15 protein-coding genes are annotated in these 15180 nt (G+C 65.9%); 6 read left to right on the top strand and 9 right to left on the bottom strand.

Translation table 11 applies throughout. The features are described from left to right. Positions 1-24: 24 nt before the first annotated feature. The 3 genes from AC1DDA_RS11110 to AC1DDA_RS11100 form a co-directional block, all read right to left on the bottom strand. Complete coding sequence (locus tag AC1DDA_RS11110) at positions 25-1485, bottom strand: methyl-accepting chemotaxis protein (protein WP_476795785.1); 1461 nt, start codon at positions 1483-1485, stop codon at positions 25-27. Positions 1486-1493: 8 nt separating this feature from the next. Further along, a complete protein-coding gene (locus AC1DDA_RS11105; protein ID WP_476795784.1) occupies positions 1494-1796 on the bottom strand; it encodes a hypothetical protein in 303 nt (100 codons plus the stop codon). A gap of 124 nt (positions 1797-1920) precedes the next feature. Continuing rightward, entirely contained in the window at positions 1921-2919 is a 999-nt protein-coding gene (locus tag AC1DDA_RS11100) for a P1 family peptidase (protein ID WP_476795783.1), read from the bottom strand. A 173-nt stretch (positions 2920-3092) separates the two neighbouring features. Here AC1DDA_RS11100 and AC1DDA_RS11095 point away from each other — a divergent pair, with 173 nt between their 5' ends. Together AC1DDA_RS11095 and AC1DDA_RS11090 are read left to right on the top strand one after the other, a co-directional pair. Then, entirely contained in the window at positions 3093-3722 is a 630-nt protein-coding gene (locus tag AC1DDA_RS11095) for a hypothetical protein (protein WP_476779216.1), read from the top strand. Between the two features lie 118 nt (positions 3723-3840). Continuing rightward, a complete protein-coding gene (locus AC1DDA_RS11090; protein ID WP_441513006.1) occupies positions 3841-4557 on the top strand; it encodes an MgtC/SapB family protein in 717 nt (238 codons plus the stop codon). 57 nt (positions 4558-4614) lie between these two features. Here AC1DDA_RS11090 and AC1DDA_RS11085 read toward each other — a convergent pair whose 3' ends face one another. Beyond that, on the bottom strand, positions 4615-4857 hold the full coding sequence (locus AC1DDA_RS11085) for a hypothetical protein (protein WP_441513005.1): 243 nt from the start codon (positions 4855-4857) through the stop codon (positions 4615-4617). Positions 4858-5066: 209 nt separating this feature from the next. On the opposite strand from AC1DDA_RS11085, the gene AC1DDA_RS11080 reads away from it, so the two are divergent. Both AC1DDA_RS11080 and AC1DDA_RS11075 read left to right on the top strand, forming a co-directional pair. After that, the gene (locus AC1DDA_RS11080; protein WP_441513004.1) at positions 5067-5219 is read left to right on the top strand and encodes a hypothetical protein; all 153 of its coding nucleotides are present in this window, start codon (positions 5067-5069) and stop codon (positions 5217-5219) included. A gap of 498 nt (positions 5220-5717) precedes the next feature. Continuing rightward, positions 5718-5933 (top strand): DUF1059 domain-containing protein, encoded by a 216-nt coding sequence (locus AC1DDA_RS11075; protein ID WP_441513003.1) that lies wholly within the window; start codon positions 5718-5720, stop codon positions 5931-5933. Positions 5934-6135: 202 nt separating this feature from the next. Here the strand turns inward: AC1DDA_RS11075 and rpsD are convergent, their stop codons facing one another. Then, a complete protein-coding gene (gene rpsD, locus AC1DDA_RS11070) occupies positions 6136-6753 on the bottom strand; it encodes a 30S ribosomal protein S4 (RefSeq protein ID WP_441513002.1) in 618 nt (205 codons plus the stop codon). A 316-nt stretch (positions 6754-7069) separates the two neighbouring features. Further along, the gene (gene murI / locus AC1DDA_RS11065; protein ID WP_476795782.1) at positions 7070-7930 is read right to left on the bottom strand and encodes a glutamate racemase; all 861 of its coding nucleotides are present in this window, start codon (positions 7928-7930) and stop codon (positions 7070-7072) included. A gap of 135 nt (positions 7931-8065) precedes the next feature. Here murI and AC1DDA_RS11060 point away from each other — a divergent pair, with 135 nt between their 5' ends. After that, the gene (locus AC1DDA_RS11060) at positions 8066-8992 is read left to right on the top strand and encodes a bifunctional helix-turn-helix transcriptional regulator/GNAT family N-acetyltransferase (RefSeq protein ID WP_476795781.1); all 927 of its coding nucleotides are present in this window, start codon (positions 8066-8068) and stop codon (positions 8990-8992) included. Positions 8993-9004: 12 nt separating this feature from the next. Here the strand turns inward: AC1DDA_RS11060 and AC1DDA_RS11055 are convergent, their stop codons facing one another. Further along, entirely contained in the window at positions 9005-10282 is a 1278-nt protein-coding gene (locus tag AC1DDA_RS11055; RefSeq protein WP_476795780.1) for a flavin monoamine oxidase family protein, read from the bottom strand. Positions 10283-10639: 357 nt separating this feature from the next. Between AC1DDA_RS11055 and AC1DDA_RS11050 the strand changes: the two genes are divergently transcribed. Continuing rightward, positions 10640-12922, top strand: coding sequence for a TonB-dependent hemoglobin/transferrin/lactoferrin family receptor (locus AC1DDA_RS11050; protein ID WP_476795779.1), 2283 nt, complete (start codon positions 10640-10642; stop codon positions 12920-12922). A 55-nt stretch (positions 12923-12977) separates the two neighbouring features. Here the strand turns inward: AC1DDA_RS11050 and AC1DDA_RS11045 are convergent, their stop codons facing one another. Together AC1DDA_RS11045 and AC1DDA_RS11040 are read right to left on the bottom strand one after the other, a co-directional pair. Continuing rightward, on the bottom strand, positions 12978-13805 hold the full coding sequence (locus AC1DDA_RS11045; protein WP_476795778.1) for an RNA methyltransferase: 828 nt from the start codon (positions 13803-13805) through the stop codon (positions 12978-12980). Positions 13806-13988: 183 nt separating this feature from the next. Next, on the bottom strand, positions 13989-15128 hold the full coding sequence (locus AC1DDA_RS11040; RefSeq protein ID WP_476795777.1) for a dipeptidase: 1140 nt from the start codon (positions 15126-15128) through the stop codon (positions 13989-13991). Positions 15129-15180 lie beyond the last annotated feature (52 nt).

The following is a 15180-nucleotide window of genomic DNA, read 5'->3' as shown; positions in this document are numbered from 1 at the left end:
TCGCGCCTGGCATGAAACCGGGCTTCAGGCAGCGCGGACGCGCCCGAGGAACTGCGCCACCTCGGCATCGAGATGGGAAGACTGGAGCGAGAGCTGATCGGCTGACTGGGCGATATGGCTCGCGGCTTCATCGGTCTCGGCGGCGACGCGGCTGACGATATCGATGTGGCCGGCGGCAGCGATCGTCTCATCGGCGGCCTGGCGAATGTTGTCGGCGATGCCTGCCGTCGCCACGTTCTGCTGTTCGACGACGACCGCGACCGTGCCGGAGATCTGGTTCAGCGAGCCGATGGTCGCGTTCATCGCGTCGATCGCCGCGACGGCCTCGTAGCCGGAACGATGGATCGCCTCGATCTGCCCCTGGATTTCTTCGGTCGCGCGCCAGGTCTGGTTCGCCAGGGACTTGATCTCCTGCGCCACGATGGCGAAGCCGCCGCCCGAGCGGCCGAGGCGCGCGGCCTCGATCGAAGCGTTGAGCGCCAGCAGGTTGGTGTGCTTGGCGATGGTCGAGATCACGACTGCGATGTTGCCGATCTCGTCGGCCTTGCGCGAGAGGTCGCCGACGGTGTGCAGAACGTCGCCGGCCTGCAGGGTCGCGGCGCCGACGATGCGCGCCGTTTCCGTGACTTGCCGGTCCACCTCCGCGAAGGACTGCGCCAGCTCGGCGGTGACCTGTGTGACTGCCACGACGTTGGACGAGGTCTGCCGCGAAGACTGCGAGGCTGCGGTCGAGCGCTGCGACACCTCGAGCGCTCCGTTCTTCATCTGTTGCGCAGCCGCGCGAAGAGACTGCACGGAGGCGATCACGTCGCGCGCGATGCGGGCGATCACGTGCTCGAAGTCATTCGCGACGCCGTTGAGGATGCGCTGCCTGTCGCTTGCCGCCCTGGCCGTGGTCTCGGCGACATCGCGGCGGGCTTCGTCGGCGACCTCGCGGGCGGCGTCTGCCTGGCGGCGTTCGGTTTCCGAGATTTCGAGGGATTGCCGCAAGGACCAGACCAGCCAGCTCAGCGCTGCCGACTGCACGACGACGATCAGGCCGTGAAGCAGGACGCGGCCAATATCGTTGCCGTTCAGGAAGACGCCGGCCGGTTGCAGGAGGCTGAGGAGGAGATGATGGGTCGCGATTGCGATGGTGGCCGGGACGAAGACGCGCCAGTCCAGCCAGCCGGCGAGCACGGCCAGCACGGCGAAGAAGTACATGTGCATGTCGGATTGGTAGGGGTGCCCGGCAAAGGCGTAGACCAGCAGCATCACCTGGCCGAGCGTCGCGATACTGGTGATCTGCCGGGTGGGCCAGTCCGTGCCACAGACACGCCAGGCCAGTGTGCCGAGCGCGGCCAGCCCCACGCCCTCCAGAACAAGAGACCGCCTGCTGATCAGAGGCTCGGCGAGCGGGGCGAGCGCCAAAAGGCACGCGTTGATCCACAGCAGGAGGAGGAGCAGACGGGCGAAATGCGCGCGGAACCGGGCGACGTCATTCATCGGCTGCTTCATGAGGCAGAGCCTATGCAGAGTCGGGCGAGGCCAGCGTCGATCACCAGCCACGCTCCGGCCTGATAGAGCGCGCCTACGAAATGGTCGTCTTCGCCGAGCGTCACAGTGACGGCGGAGGTCGTGTCGATCCGGATCAGGGTGCCGCCGGCCGTGGCAATGGCGGCGGACATATCGCGCGCCGAACTGCCGGCCGGGAAGAAGGCCGCGACGGGGCGGCCTTGCACCGGCCACGCCGCGATCAGGAAGGCACCTAACGCTGCGGCAATGCCGCAGATCAGGCCAAAGCCGATCTCCCGCATCCTGCCCCCCGAGCCTTCCGGCCTTGCAGGCTGAACCTATCGCTCAGGTTGCAGGAGCAGGCTTGCGATTTAGTAAATCGGCTACGGTTTGGAAGGGGCGCGCCCGCGGCGGTCGCTTCGCGGCTCAGCCGCCGAACCGGTCGCACCAGGCCGGGCTGGCTCCGGCGAAAGGCAGCGCCGATGCGGCATACACACCGCGGGCGACAGCGCGGGCCAGGACATCGGCTGCGGTGGCACAGAGCTCGGTAAGAGCGAAAGCGTCGGATGGCGCGCCGCTATGGCCCGTCGCCGCGGCGAAAACGATGTCCCCGTCGAGTGGGGCATGGGCAGGTCGCAGGGCGCGGGCAAGCCCGTCATGGGCTGCGAGCGCGAGCCGGCGGGCCTGGGCCTTGGTCAGCACGGCATCGGTCGCGACAAGGGCGATCGTCGTATTCTGGCCGGTGCCTCCCTTGAAGCGCAGGGCCGTGTCGCCCGGCGCGATCGTCGTCGGCCAGCCGAGCCCACCGAACTCGCCGTCACGCTCATAGGGCGCGGCCCAGAAATGCGGGCCGTCTCCGATCGTCGCGGTGCCGACGGCGTTGACCGCGACGAGGGCGCCGACGATCTGCCCAGTCGCGGCACGGGCGCTGGCCGAGCCTATGCCGCCCTTGAGGTTGGCCGTCGTCGCGCCGAAGCCCGCGCCGGCGGTGCCCAGTGCGAAAGAGGTCGAGGCGGCTGCAGCGGCCTTTGCGCCCAGCTTGCCATAGGGCGTCTCGCCGTCTCCACGCGCCCAGGGCTTCTCGCCGCCATTGGTGAGGTCGAACAGGATGGCCTGCGGCACGATCGGGACGCGGAAGGCGCCGACCGGGAACCCGCGCCCTTCCCGCGCCAGCCAGCGCATCACGCCGTCGGCAGCACCAAGCCCCCAGGCGGAGCCGCCGGAGAGCACGATCGCATCGACATGCTCGACCGTCATCTCCGGGATGAGCAAGGCCGTCTCGCGGGTGCCGGGCGCACCGCCGAGCACGGCGGCGGAGGCGACCGTCGGACGCTCGAAGATGACGGCCGTCACGCCGGTCGCCGCCGCAACGTCATCCGCATGGCCGACATGAAGGCCACGGACATCGGTGATAAGGTTTTGCATGGAACGTCCGATGGCGAACCGAAACGCGTCGCGCGCGTTGTCGCCACATTACGATCTTTTCATCTTGAAGCCATTGCCGGGTCAGACATCCGGAGGCAGGCTGACCGCATCGCCAATCGGCTTCGAGACCCGCTGAGCGACATACCGACCGGACTGCCTCAAGGGAGATTCCCATGAAATCCATCGCCCTCATCGCCGCTTCGTCGATTGCGATGCTCGCCGGCACCCTCGCATTCGCGCAGCCACAGCCGGTTCCTCCGGCAGGTGGCGATCAGAAGCAGCAGGAGCGTACCGACAGCCGCGACCAGCGCCGGCAGGATTGGCGCGAGCAACGCGCCGAGCGTGCCAAGGCGCGGCTTGACGAGCGGCTGGCGAAGGTGCGCGCGGATCTCAAGCTCAAGCCCGAGCAGACCCCGCTGTTCGACAAGGTGGAGGCGCTCGTCAAGCGACGGAGCGAGCAGCGTGTCCAGCAAATGGCGGGGATGCGGGAGGAGCGCGAAAAGCTGCGCCATGCCGATCTGATGGAGCGCCTCGATGCAGCGGCCGCGCGGCAGAATGAGCGGGCGATGCGTTCCAAGGAACTCGCCGATACGCTCCGGCCGCTGTGGGTGACCCTCAGCGACGAGCAGAAGACCGTGCTGCGCCGCTCGGTGCGTGAGGCGATGGCGGAAGGACGCGAACGCCTCAGCGAGATGCGGGCCTGGCGCGGCGGCGGACAGCAGGACGAAGACTACCGCGGCCAGCGTCGCTGGCGCGACCGGGACGACCGCCGAGATCGTGGCGGCTATAACGACGACGAGTGAGCCGGGTTTGCGTGCTCCGTTTCCGTTCCGCGCTGGATGCTGACGACACCACGCCTCCGGCTTGCCGGAGGCGAACCTTCATGCGAAGCACCGCTGCCTGCCACGCGAGTCAGCGGCCATGCGCTTCATTCAGACCTTCGAACTCGCGCCTTTCCTGGACACGGTCGTCAGCCTGACGGCCGCTTTCGTGCTGGGCATGCTGATCGGCGCCGAGCGGCAATACCGGCAGCGCACTGCCGGCTTGCGCACTACCGTTCTCGTCGCGCTCGGGGCTGCGGCCTTCGTCGATCTCGGCATGCGCATCGAGGGAGCGTCCGGCGCGATCCGGGTGATCGCCTATGTCGTTTCGGGCATCGGTTTCCTGGGCGCGGGCGTGATCATGAAGGAGGGCACCAACGTTCGCGGCCTCAACACCGCGGCAACGCTTTGGGGCTCTGCCGCCGCGGGGGCCTGCGCCGGCGCGGACATGATCGCCGAAGCCGCGCTCGTCGCGGTCTTCGTCATCTTCGGCAACACGCTGCTGCGGCCACTCGTCAACGCGATCAACCGCATCCCGCTCAACGAGCGGGCGCTCGAGGCGACCTACGAAGTCGTTGTCACCGCGCGGACCCAGGCGCTCGCCGAGGTGCGCGAGACGCTCGTCGAATATCTCGAAGCGGCGCAATATCCGGTCAGCGACATTACGACGGTCGAGCGCGGCGAGGACTCGGTCGAGATCGTTGCCAAGCTGATCAGCACGGCGGTCGACCGGAAAGAACTCGATCAGGTCGTCGACAGGCTGGCACGCCTGCCGACTGTGAGCCATGCGACCTGGGAGAGCAGCACCGCCGACTGACCGGGGCTGTCATTGCAACCGGCCGTGTCGGGACGCTGCCGATCTTTGTTCAGGCGCTCAGCCGCCGACGGAGTCGGTCACGCATTTCTTGGTGAAGCTGGTCTTGGCGGCGCCGGCCAGCTTCTTGTCCGCCGCCTGCTTGTCGCAGGCCGAGGTCGCGTCCTTCTCGCATTTGGTCAGGAAGCTGGTCTTGGCAGCGCCTGCAAGCTTCTTGTCGGAAGCCTGGATATTGCAGCTTTGGGCATAGGCCAGGCTCGCGGAGCAGGACAGCGCGAGGGCAATCAACAAGGTTTTGGTCATGGCGAATCTCTCCGCGGTAGCGAGGACGATGATGACGCTACGGCATTAGGGCGGGAGTGAGAACGGATTTCACCGCTTCGCCCTGATTTTGCCGAACTTGCTAACATGCGGATCTGAAATGCGATTTCGCGATTTACCGTATCCCTTCAGATCGAATTCACGGCTTGCCGTTTACGTTTTGTCAGGAAACGCAATGCGAGAGGTTAGCCATGAAGCAGACGTGGTCAGCTTGGGCGATGCGAGCCTTCATCGGCTCCGTCTTTGTGGTGTGCCTTTTCGGGCCCTATGCGCTGTCGATCCTGATCGGCTGCATCGGGCTGGGCTGCTACTTCTTCCGCGATGAGGTCGGCTCGCATCTGTAAGCGATGCTTATCCGCCGCGGCGGCGCGGCCGTTCACAGGATGCGGCGCAGATGGCAGGTCTTTGCCGTCCCGCCTCGGCCGTCCGAACCCCAGTTATGGCCGGAATGGCCCGGCGTCCGATCATAAAGATGGATGACCGCACGCCGCTTGCGATCGAAGCGTCGGTTCGAGACATCATGGCCTCCGACGCGGACATTGCAGCAGAATGCCCTTCGACCTGAGACGTCGATAGCGTCGCTGGATGGGCGCAAAGGGCGAGCCAGCCGAGAGCGCAGGCGGTCCGGGAACTGTGAGCCAGGGTATCGGAATTTCCGGGCAGTTGTCGCCTTCATGAGATCGGTAAGCTTGGAGAAGGCGTGCCGCGTGCGAATGCTCAGGGTTGGAGGAGTGCCAGGAGCTGCATTTTTTGCGACGACCTCGGCATGGGCGTATGGTGATTTGCGCAGCCTGCCGCTGTTGCGACGGAGGCGCGTTTGCTTTCTCCTGAGGGAGGGCGCCATGGGACGCAAGTTCATCGACTGCCGGGCGTTTCCGAGCGAGACGAAGTGCTCAATCGCGATCAGCGCCGATACTGAAGACGAGCTCCTGGAGGCGGCGGTGCAGCACGCTGTCGCCGTGCACAAGCATCAGGATACGCCCGAGCTACGCGACCAGATCAAGAGTGTCATGAAAGACGGCATGCCGTCCGAGCGGGCGCCGGAGCGCGCCGCTTGACGGCGATGGCCATGAGGACCCGAGGGCCGCCGTCGGGGGCGAGGCAGATTGGCCGCAGAATCCCGCCGGGGCGCCTTTGGGGGCGGGCCGCAGACGCGCCGCCGAGCCCAAGGAGGCGCCGGAAAACAATTGGGGGAGGGCAAGATCTTGCCCTCCCCCAAGATATTCAGAGCAACGGATATTTCTACCCGTTCCGAACGGCTTAGCGCGAGTAGAACTCGATGACCAGGTTCGGTTCCATCTGCACCGCATAAGGCACGTCCGACAGCGTCGGGGTGCGGGCGAAGGTGGCGGTCGACTTGTTGTGGTCGGCGTCGATGTAGTCCGGAACGTCACGCTCGGCGAGGGTGGCCGACTCGATGACGATGGCGAGCTGGCGCGAGCTCTCCTTGACCGCGACGACGTCGCCCGGCTTGACCTGATAGGACGCGATGTTGACGCGCTTGCCGTTCACGGTGACGTGGCCGTGGTTGACGAACTGACGAGCCGCGAAGACGGTCGGCACGAACTTGGCGCGGTAGATCACCGCGTCGAGACGGCGCTCCAGCAGGCCGATCAGGTTCTCGCCCGAATCGCCCTTGAGGCGGATGGCCTCGGCGTAATAGCGGCGGAACTGCTTCTCGGAGATCGAGCCGTAGTAGCCCTTCAGCTTCTGCTTGGCGCGCAACTGCGTGCCGAAGTCGGACGGCTTGCCCTTGCGGCGCTGGCCGTGCTGGCCGGGGCCGTACTCGCGGCGGTTGACCGGGGACTTGGGACGGCCCCAGATGTTCTGACCGAGACGGCGGTCAATCTTGTACTTTGCCTCATGGCGCTTCGACATGTCGCGTGTCCTCTATGGTTCGCGAGTTTGAGGACCGCGCCCTCCTGCTCCCCCGCGAATGGGCCGGGGCGACAGATCCGGCTTCCGAAGGAAAGCGGATCACGGGTGCGGAAAAAGTCACGCGGCCCCGTGAGGAGCCGCGCGACGGAAGGGCATATGGCGCAAAGCCGGCTTCGAGTCAATTCCGGCAGGCCGGGAAGCCAAAGTCAGTATCAGTAGCCATGGTGGCGGTCATGCGGTGGCGATGCCCGCCAACGCACCTGCTTCGCCGCGATCCTCGCCACCGTAGAAAACGGATCGACGGAAGCGGAGTTCGCTAGCTCGCCAGCGGCATGGGCTCGATCGCGACATGAGTGAGGCCATAGCCGGCAAGCGCGATGCGCAAGGGACCGCTCAGCCCGGCGCCTGACGTGAAGATGGCGGTGGCTTTCGGGCAGGGAACGTCGCCGACCGGGCCGAGCAGCGCGACGACGCGGCGCGCGATCGCCGGAGCGGGATCGATCCATTCCACGGGCCAGGGCGCGAGCCGCCTCATCCGCTCGAGCAGAAGCGGATAATGGGTGCAGGAGAGCGTGACCACGTCGGTGCGCCGGCCGTTCGCCTCGACGAAGCAGGGGGCGATCTCGGCGAGCAGAGCGTCGTCAGCGACGGATTCGCCCTTCAACGCCTGCTCGGCCATGCCCGCGAGCCGCGTCGCGCCGACGAGCGTGACGTCGCAGCCGCCAGCATAGGTCTCGATCAACTCGCGGGTATAGACGCGCGCCACCGTGCCGGGCGTAGCGAGGACTGAGATCATCCCGCTTTTGGTTGCGACCGCAGCAGGCTTGATCGCGGGCACTGTGCCGACGAAGGGGATGGCGAAGCGTGCCCGCAGCGTCGGCAGGACCAGCGTCGAGGCCGTATTGCAGGCGATCACCACGAGATCGGGATGGCAGCGGGCGATAAGCCGCTCCATTACGGCGAGGATGCGGCCGACAAGTGCGTCTTCGGTCAGGCGGCCATAGGGGAAGCCGGCATCGTCGGCGGCGTAGACGATATGGGCGCCTGGGCAAGCCTGCGCCGTGCGCGACAGCACGGTGAGGCCGCCAAGCCCGGAATCGAAGACCAGGATGGTGGGTTGGGGGCGCGGGATCGCAAGGGGGCGGTATCCCGTTCCGGCGAGGAGATCGACCTGCATGTCAGCGCCGTGAGACGTCAAAGCTCGACTTCGCCAGAGACCGGTTAAGGGAGGGTCAATGCCGCGTTTCTGTCCCGTCTCGAATTTAGTTGACTCTGTCAACTAAATTCATTGGTCTCCGGTTGGAGGTGAGTCATGGACCTCGGCGAGACCGAAGCCATCGCGGCGATCCGCAGGTTCAATCGCTTCCATACCCTCTGGGTCGGCGGACTCGGAGGCAGCCTGCATGGCTCCGGCATGTCGCTGACGGAAGCGCGGGTGATCTACGAGCTGGCGCAGCGCGACGATTGGCGGGCGGCGGAACTGGCCGGGGCTCTCGATCTCGACCCGGCCTATCTGTCGCGCATCCTGCAGCGCTTCGCGACGCGTGGATGGCTCGACCGCAGCCGCTCGTCGGTCGACGCGCGAGCTTGGCGCCTGCAATTGACCGATGAAGGCATAGCTGCCTTCGCAGCGATCGACCGCGCGTCGGATGCCCAGGCGCGGTCGATCCTGTCGCGGCTTCCGCTCCCCGAGCAGGCCGCGCTGGTTGATGCGCTCGCCACGGCGCAGCGCCTTCTTTCGGGGGAGCGGCAGACCCGTCCTCGTCCCATGATCCGCGAGCACCGGCCGGGCGATATCGGCTGGGTGATCGCGGCTCATGGGCGGCTCTATGCCGAAGAATATGGCTGGGATCAGAGCTTCGAGGCGCTCGTTGCCGAGATTGCCGCCAAATTCCTGCGCGACTTCAAGCCCGGCCGCGAGCGCTGTTTCATCGCCGAATTGGAAGGGGCTCCGGCCGGCTCCTCCTTTGTCGTCGAAGAGGACGAAGCGACCGCGAAGCTCAGGCTCGTGCTGGTCGAGAAGCGTGCGCAGGGGCTGGGGCTGGGCAAGGCGCTGGTGCGCGATGCCGTCGATTTCGCCCGCAATGCTGGCTATCGGCGGATGGTGCTCTGGACCAACGACATCCTCCATGCTGCCCGCGCGGTCTATGTCGCGGAGGGTTTCCGGCTGGTTGCGGAAGAGCGGCACCATTCCTTCGGTCAGGATCTCGTGGGGCAGAATTGGGAGCTGGTGCTCTAGCCCGAGGAGCCGTCAGGCCTTCAGCCGCGCGAGCGTCGCCGCTGCCGCCCGGCCCGCGAGCGTGGCCCCGCCCACGGTCATCGCGCCGCCGCCCGCAGTCGCCTCTCCTGCAATAAGGAGGCGCCCGCCAATGGGCTGGGCGAGGGCTTCCCGGGCCTTCTCGTGGCCGGGATCGCATACTGAATAAGAACCGCGCGCGAACGGGTCGGTCCACCAGGCCGGGAAGGATACTGCCTTGACCGTTTTGCGGAATTCGGCGCCGACCATCTTCGCGAGGAGGTCGACGACATGGGCGCGCGCTTCATCCGGGCCAGCCTCTGAGATTTTGCGCGCATAATCGCCGCCGCAATAGCCGATGACGATGTCCTTGCCGTCCGGGTACATGTCGAAATTCATCATGCGCTCGGGTGCGCCGGTCTCAAGCAGGCTCGCGCCCGGCGTGAGGCCGAAGCGGTCGCCCTCAACCTTGAGCGCGATCTTGGTCAGCGCTCCCATGTGCAGCCCTGCGAGAGCGTCACGAGTGGCTGTCGGAAGGTCCGGGGTAAAGCGGATGGCGCCTGACTTGAGCACGCCGACCGGCACGGTGAGAATGCAGGCATTGGCGCGGATGTCGCCCGAAGGCGTGGCGACCGTCACGCCCGATCCGTCCCAGCGGATAGCCTCGACCGTCTGATTGAGGCGAATATCGAGGCCTGCGGCGGAGCGCGTGACGAGATTGCCGTAGCCTGAGGGGACGACGAGATCGTCGCCGGCCCAGAGACGCTGATAGTCACGCGCTGAAATCCGGCTTGATTCCTCTCCGATCGAGAGCAGTAGACCCGACGCCGCGACGGGGGCGCTGTCGGGGCCGAGATCGCCGAGCAATTCTGCGATCGACATGTCGCGACCAGTGAGATCCACTGTCTCGAGCCGCCTGTCGATCTGGTTGAAGGCATCGCGCCGGCGTCGACGATCGGCGTCGGCCATGGGGCGCCCGTCGGCAAAGACTCGGAAACCGCCACCCTGGGGTTCCGATGCGGTCTCGATGCCGAGATCGCGGGCGATCTGGACCCATGGGTTGCGCTCTGCCCAATGGATGAACATCGCGCCCGCGTCGTATGTCGCGCCGAGGGAAGCATCGGTGAAGGCGCGCCCGCCGATGCGGCCGCGAGCCTCCAGCACGATCGGCTTGCGGCCGGCTGCGCGCAAGGTCTGGGCTGCGGCGATGCCTGCCGCTCCGGCGCCGACGACGACGACATCGGCATCGGTCGCGGCGAAGGAGCGCCCCGCGACGGAGAAAGCGGTGACCATGGCGCTGCCCCCAGTCAGCAGCCTGCGGCGGGTCATTCTGGCATGACGCGGATTCATGACACGACAATGCTTGCCGCCGACGACGTTGCAATGGCGGAGACGGCGACGAGGCGGGTTCGACGATCACGACATCGGGAGCAAAGCTCTGCTGCAAGAATGGTCGTGTAATTCTACATTAGAATAGTTCTTTTTTGGAACGAATCCATTGTTAATGCGAATGTTGTTCGGCAATTGACAGTATACGATTCGATCAATATCGGTCCGGAACCTTATATTATCGTATAGGGTCTTCTTTATACTCATTTTAAATTGCCGTTCAGGGCCGAAGGCCCGTGCGGCAAGGACGGGATACGGGCGATGGGGAATCTTTCCGGCCGGCTTCGCGACAGCGTGGCGCTTGGAAGCCTGGCATTGGCGCTTTTTGCTTCGACTGCCGAAGCGCAACAGCGGAACCAGCAGGCGGCGCCTGCACCAAGCTCGGTCGGCGAGGCGCCGGTCGTGCTGGATCAGATCAATGTGCAGGGAGAGGGCGTGCCGGGCGGTGCGCTGGTGAGCGGGCCGACGACGACGCGCGTCACGCGCCAGGAACTCGACCGCGAGCAGATCCAGAGCCTGACGGACCTGTCGAACCGCGTCGAGGCGGGCATCACCTTGAACCGCCAGACCAATTCGCTCAATATTCGCGGCCTCGATGGCGCGCGCGTACTGACGACGATCGATGGCATCCGCCAGCCCTTCCTCATCGATACCCGCGTCAATCGCGGCGCCCAGAACGCCTTCGATTTCGATTCACTGTCGACACTCGATCTGCTGCGCGGCGGCAGCGGGGCCAGCACACTCGGCAGCGGTGCGCTCGGCGGCGCGCTTGCGGTACGCACGCTCGACCCGGAAGACCTGCTGCGCGATGGCCGCTCCTACGGCGCGCTCGCCAAGACCGGCTATGACAGCACCGACCGCGCCTGGTTCGGCAGCGCGGCAGCGGCCGCCAGGACGGGGAATACCTCCATGCTGCTGCAGGGCGGCTTCCGCAACGGGCACGAGACCGACAACAGGGGCGACAACAAGACGATCGGTGCAGCGCGCACGGCGCCCAACCCGGCCGACTTCAACCAGTACAACTTGCTCGGCAAGATCTATCAGGATGTCGGCGAGCACCGTTTCGGTATCCAGGGCGAGTTCTTCAAGCGCGCCGACCGGGTGCAGACCCGTACGAACACCGTTTCGCTGACCGGGAATTTTCGCCCCGGCTCCTATGAGACCGGCGAGGATGTCGAGCGCAACCGCGTTTCGCTGAGCTACGACTACAAGATGCCGGGCTCGTTCTTCGACGAGGCCCATGCCGTCGCCTATTGGCAGCGCCTGAAGCGCAACGACCTCGTCAACGCCTGGCGCTACACCAGCATCGTCGGCCCCTATACGCGCGACAACGAGAACGAGGAGAACGCCTACGGCTTCAACGGCCATGTGATCAAGAACTTCCAGACCGGCGCGCTGACGCACCGCCTGCTGCTCGGCACGGAGCTGCGGATGTCCTCGCTCGAGCAATTCTCGTCGGGTGTCGACAACTGCCCGGCCAGACCGGCCTCCGGCCTCTTCACCGCGCCGTACACCACCTGCAACAACCTGCACACCAACCAGGCCGACCAGCCGAAGGTCGACGGCAAGCTCCTCGGCATCTACGCGCATGACGAGATCGGGATGCTCGACAACCGGCTGCGCATCACCCCCGGCGTCCGGTTCGACTGGTATGAGGAAGTGCCGCAGAATACCCCGGCCTATTTCGCAGGCGGGTCACGGCCGACGAGCCTGCCGCGGTCTTCCACCGATACTGGCTGGTCGCCGCGCATTCGCCTCGAATACGACGTTCTCAAGAACGCTCCGTGGGTGAAGGACGTGACCTTCTTTGCCCAGTGGGCCAAGACTTTCCGCGCCCCGACGGCAAACGAACTCTATGGCCGCTTCGGCGGGCCGGGGACCTATTTGCGCATCGGCAATCCGGACCTGCGTCCGGAAGAGGGCAACGGCATCGATGTCGGCTTCCGCTTCGGCGACAAGCAGGTCGGCGGCTCGGTCACCTATTTCTACACGAAATATCACAACTTCATCGAGCAGCAGCAGATCGCCCCGCCGGACGCGATCTACCCGCAAGGCGGCATCACGAGCTTCCGGAACATTCCGCGCGCCGAGATTCAGGGCGTGGAAATCAACGGGCGCTATGCCTTGACGGAGAACTGGCTGGTGCGCGGCTCCTTCGCCTACACCCGCGGCGTGAACCAGACCGACAATACCTACCTGAACTCGATCCCGCCGGTGCAGGGCATTCTCGCCATTGCCTATGGTACGGATTCATGGGGTGCGGAGGTCTCGACCAAACTCGCAGGCAAGCGCGATAACGTCGCGGCAACGACCGGCTCCAATCAGGGCTTCCGGGCGCCCGGCTACGCGATCTTCAATGCGTCGGCGTGGTGGCGCCCGATGCCGCAGATCGCAGACCTTGAATTGCAGATCGGCGTCTATAATATCTTTGATCGCAAGTACTGGGATGCGGTCAACGTTCCTACCGGCGTGCTGGCACAGGCTCGCGATTACTACACCGAGCCGGGCCGCACCGTGAAGGCGACGTTGAAGTATCAATTCTGACCGGGTGTTTCGAGACCCCGCGACCAGACGAGCCGGCCCTTCGGGGCCGGCTTTTTTATTCTTCAGGCCGCTCGGGCGTCTCGGCCTGCCGCGCCAGCAGACGCGCTTTCTTGGGGCCTTCGACGAGTGACTTGAAGACACCGCGCAGCGTGCGTGCCTCCTGCTCGGTCATGTCGAGGCGGTGCAGGATGTCGCGCAGATTCGCGGTCATGACCGGCTTCTTGCCGACCGGGAAGAAGCCGCAGAGATCGAGCTCGCCTTCGAGATAGTCGAACATCGACAGGATCGTCTCGCGCTTCGCCGGCGGCGACGGGTTGTTCTCGCGGAAGGGCGGCTCGCCGCCGGTGGTCTTGAACCATTCATAGCCGTTGAGCAGCACGGCCTGGGCGAGGTTGAGCGAGGCGAAGGCCGGATTGACCGGGAAGGTCAGGATCGCATCGGCGAGGCTGATCTCCTCATTGGTCAGCCCGATGCGCTCGCGCCCGAACAGGATGCCGACGCGTTCGCCGGAGCCGATGCGGCCCGCGACTTCCGGCATCGCCTCGGCCGGCGTCAGCACGCGCTTCATCTGGCCGCGCTCGCGGGCCGTCGTCGCCAGTACATGGTTGAGATCGGCGACCGCTTCGGCCGCGCTGGCATAGAGCCGGGCATTCTCAAGGATATGCGTTGCGCCGGAGGCGGCCGCAGTCGCGCCCTTCTTGAGGCCGCCGCCGCTGGGCCAGCCGTCGCGCGGAGCGACGAGGCGCATCTCGGAAAGGCCGAAATTCGCCATGGCGCGGGCGCACATGCCGATGTTCTCGGCGAGTTGCGGCTCGACCAGGATGACGATGGGGGCGGCCGCCTGGACGGACGGGCGGGTGCGGTCTGTGCCGGAACCGGTCATGGGAGAAATGAAATCTTGTTTTCGAGATGAGGTCTTGATCACGCCCGCGATGGCCTGGCGTGATGGGCAAGCTCATACGTCATGCTCGCCTCTGTGGCGAGCATCCACGTCTTGAAGACGAATTGCGACAAGTGAAGACGTGGATGGCCGGGACGAGCCCGACCATGACGAGGCTCGGAGCGTTCAGCCCGCCGCCTGCTCCACCGCGCGCAGCACGCGCAGGGTGTTGCCGCCGGCGAGCTTGGCGAGGTTTTCCTCCGACCAGCCGCGGCGGATCAGCTCGGCGATCACCGACGGGAAGGTCGTGGTGTCCTCCAACCCGTCCGGATTGACCCAGCCGAAGAAATCCGAGCCGATGCCGATGTGATCATGGCCGATGCGCTTGGCGAGGTATTCGACATGGTCGCAATACTCCGGCAGCGTCGCGGTCGGGCGCGGGCCTGACTTGGCGACGATCTCCGCCTCGACCTTTGCATAATCCATGCTCTCGGGCGTCTTGCCATACTGGTCCTTGGCCGGGCGATGCCAGTCGCGCGAGGCCTGGCTGATGAAGTCCGGCACGAAGGTCGCCATCACGACGCCGCCGTTGCCGGCGACGCGGTCGAGCACGTCGTCGGCGACATTGCGCGGGTGGTCGCAGAGCGTGAAGGCGTTGGAATGCGACCAGACAACGGGTGCGCTGGAGACGTCGAGCGCGTCATGCATCACCTTCGGCGCGACATGGGCGAGGTCGATCACCATGCCCAGCCGGTTCATCCTGCGCAGGACATCCTTGCCGAAATCGGTGAGGCCGTTGTGGCGCGGCGCATCTGTGGCGGAGTCGCACCAGTCGGTGGTGTCGTTGTGGCAGAGCGTCATCAGCCGCACGCCGAGATCGAAGTAGGCGTCGAGCGCGTCGAGCTCATTGTCGAGCGCGGTGCCGTTCTCGATCGTCATGAACAGGGCGATGCGGCCCTCCGCCTTGGCGGCCTCGACATCGGCCGCGGAAAGGCCGGGACGGAATGCGTCGGCATGGCGCTTCAGGATGTCGCGCATGAGCGCGATTTGGGCCAGCGCGAAGCCGGCGGGCTTGGCCTGCTTCGGCGGGACATAGGCCGCGAAGAACTGCGCCGCCATCTTGCCGGCCTGCATGCGCGGGATGTCGGTGTCGCCCTCGGCATGGACCTTGTCGAGGCCGTAAGTGGCGACGTCCCCCCTGGCCCTGGCATCCTTGCGAATGACGTAGGGCAGGTCGTTATGGCCATCGATCAGCGGCACGCGATCGAGCAGGGCGAGCGCGGCGGCGTAGGCATTGTCCTGGACGGGTGGTTTGGCGAGGGCCATGGCGAGGTCTCGGTCAAGAATCGGGAGACGGATCGTGGCAGGGAGCGCGCCG

It is taken from the genome of Allobosea sp. 10N428, from assembly GCF_056394545.1.
Note: the sequence above shows the minus strand (reverse complement) of the source record. Positions and strands in the feature narration are given on the sequence as shown.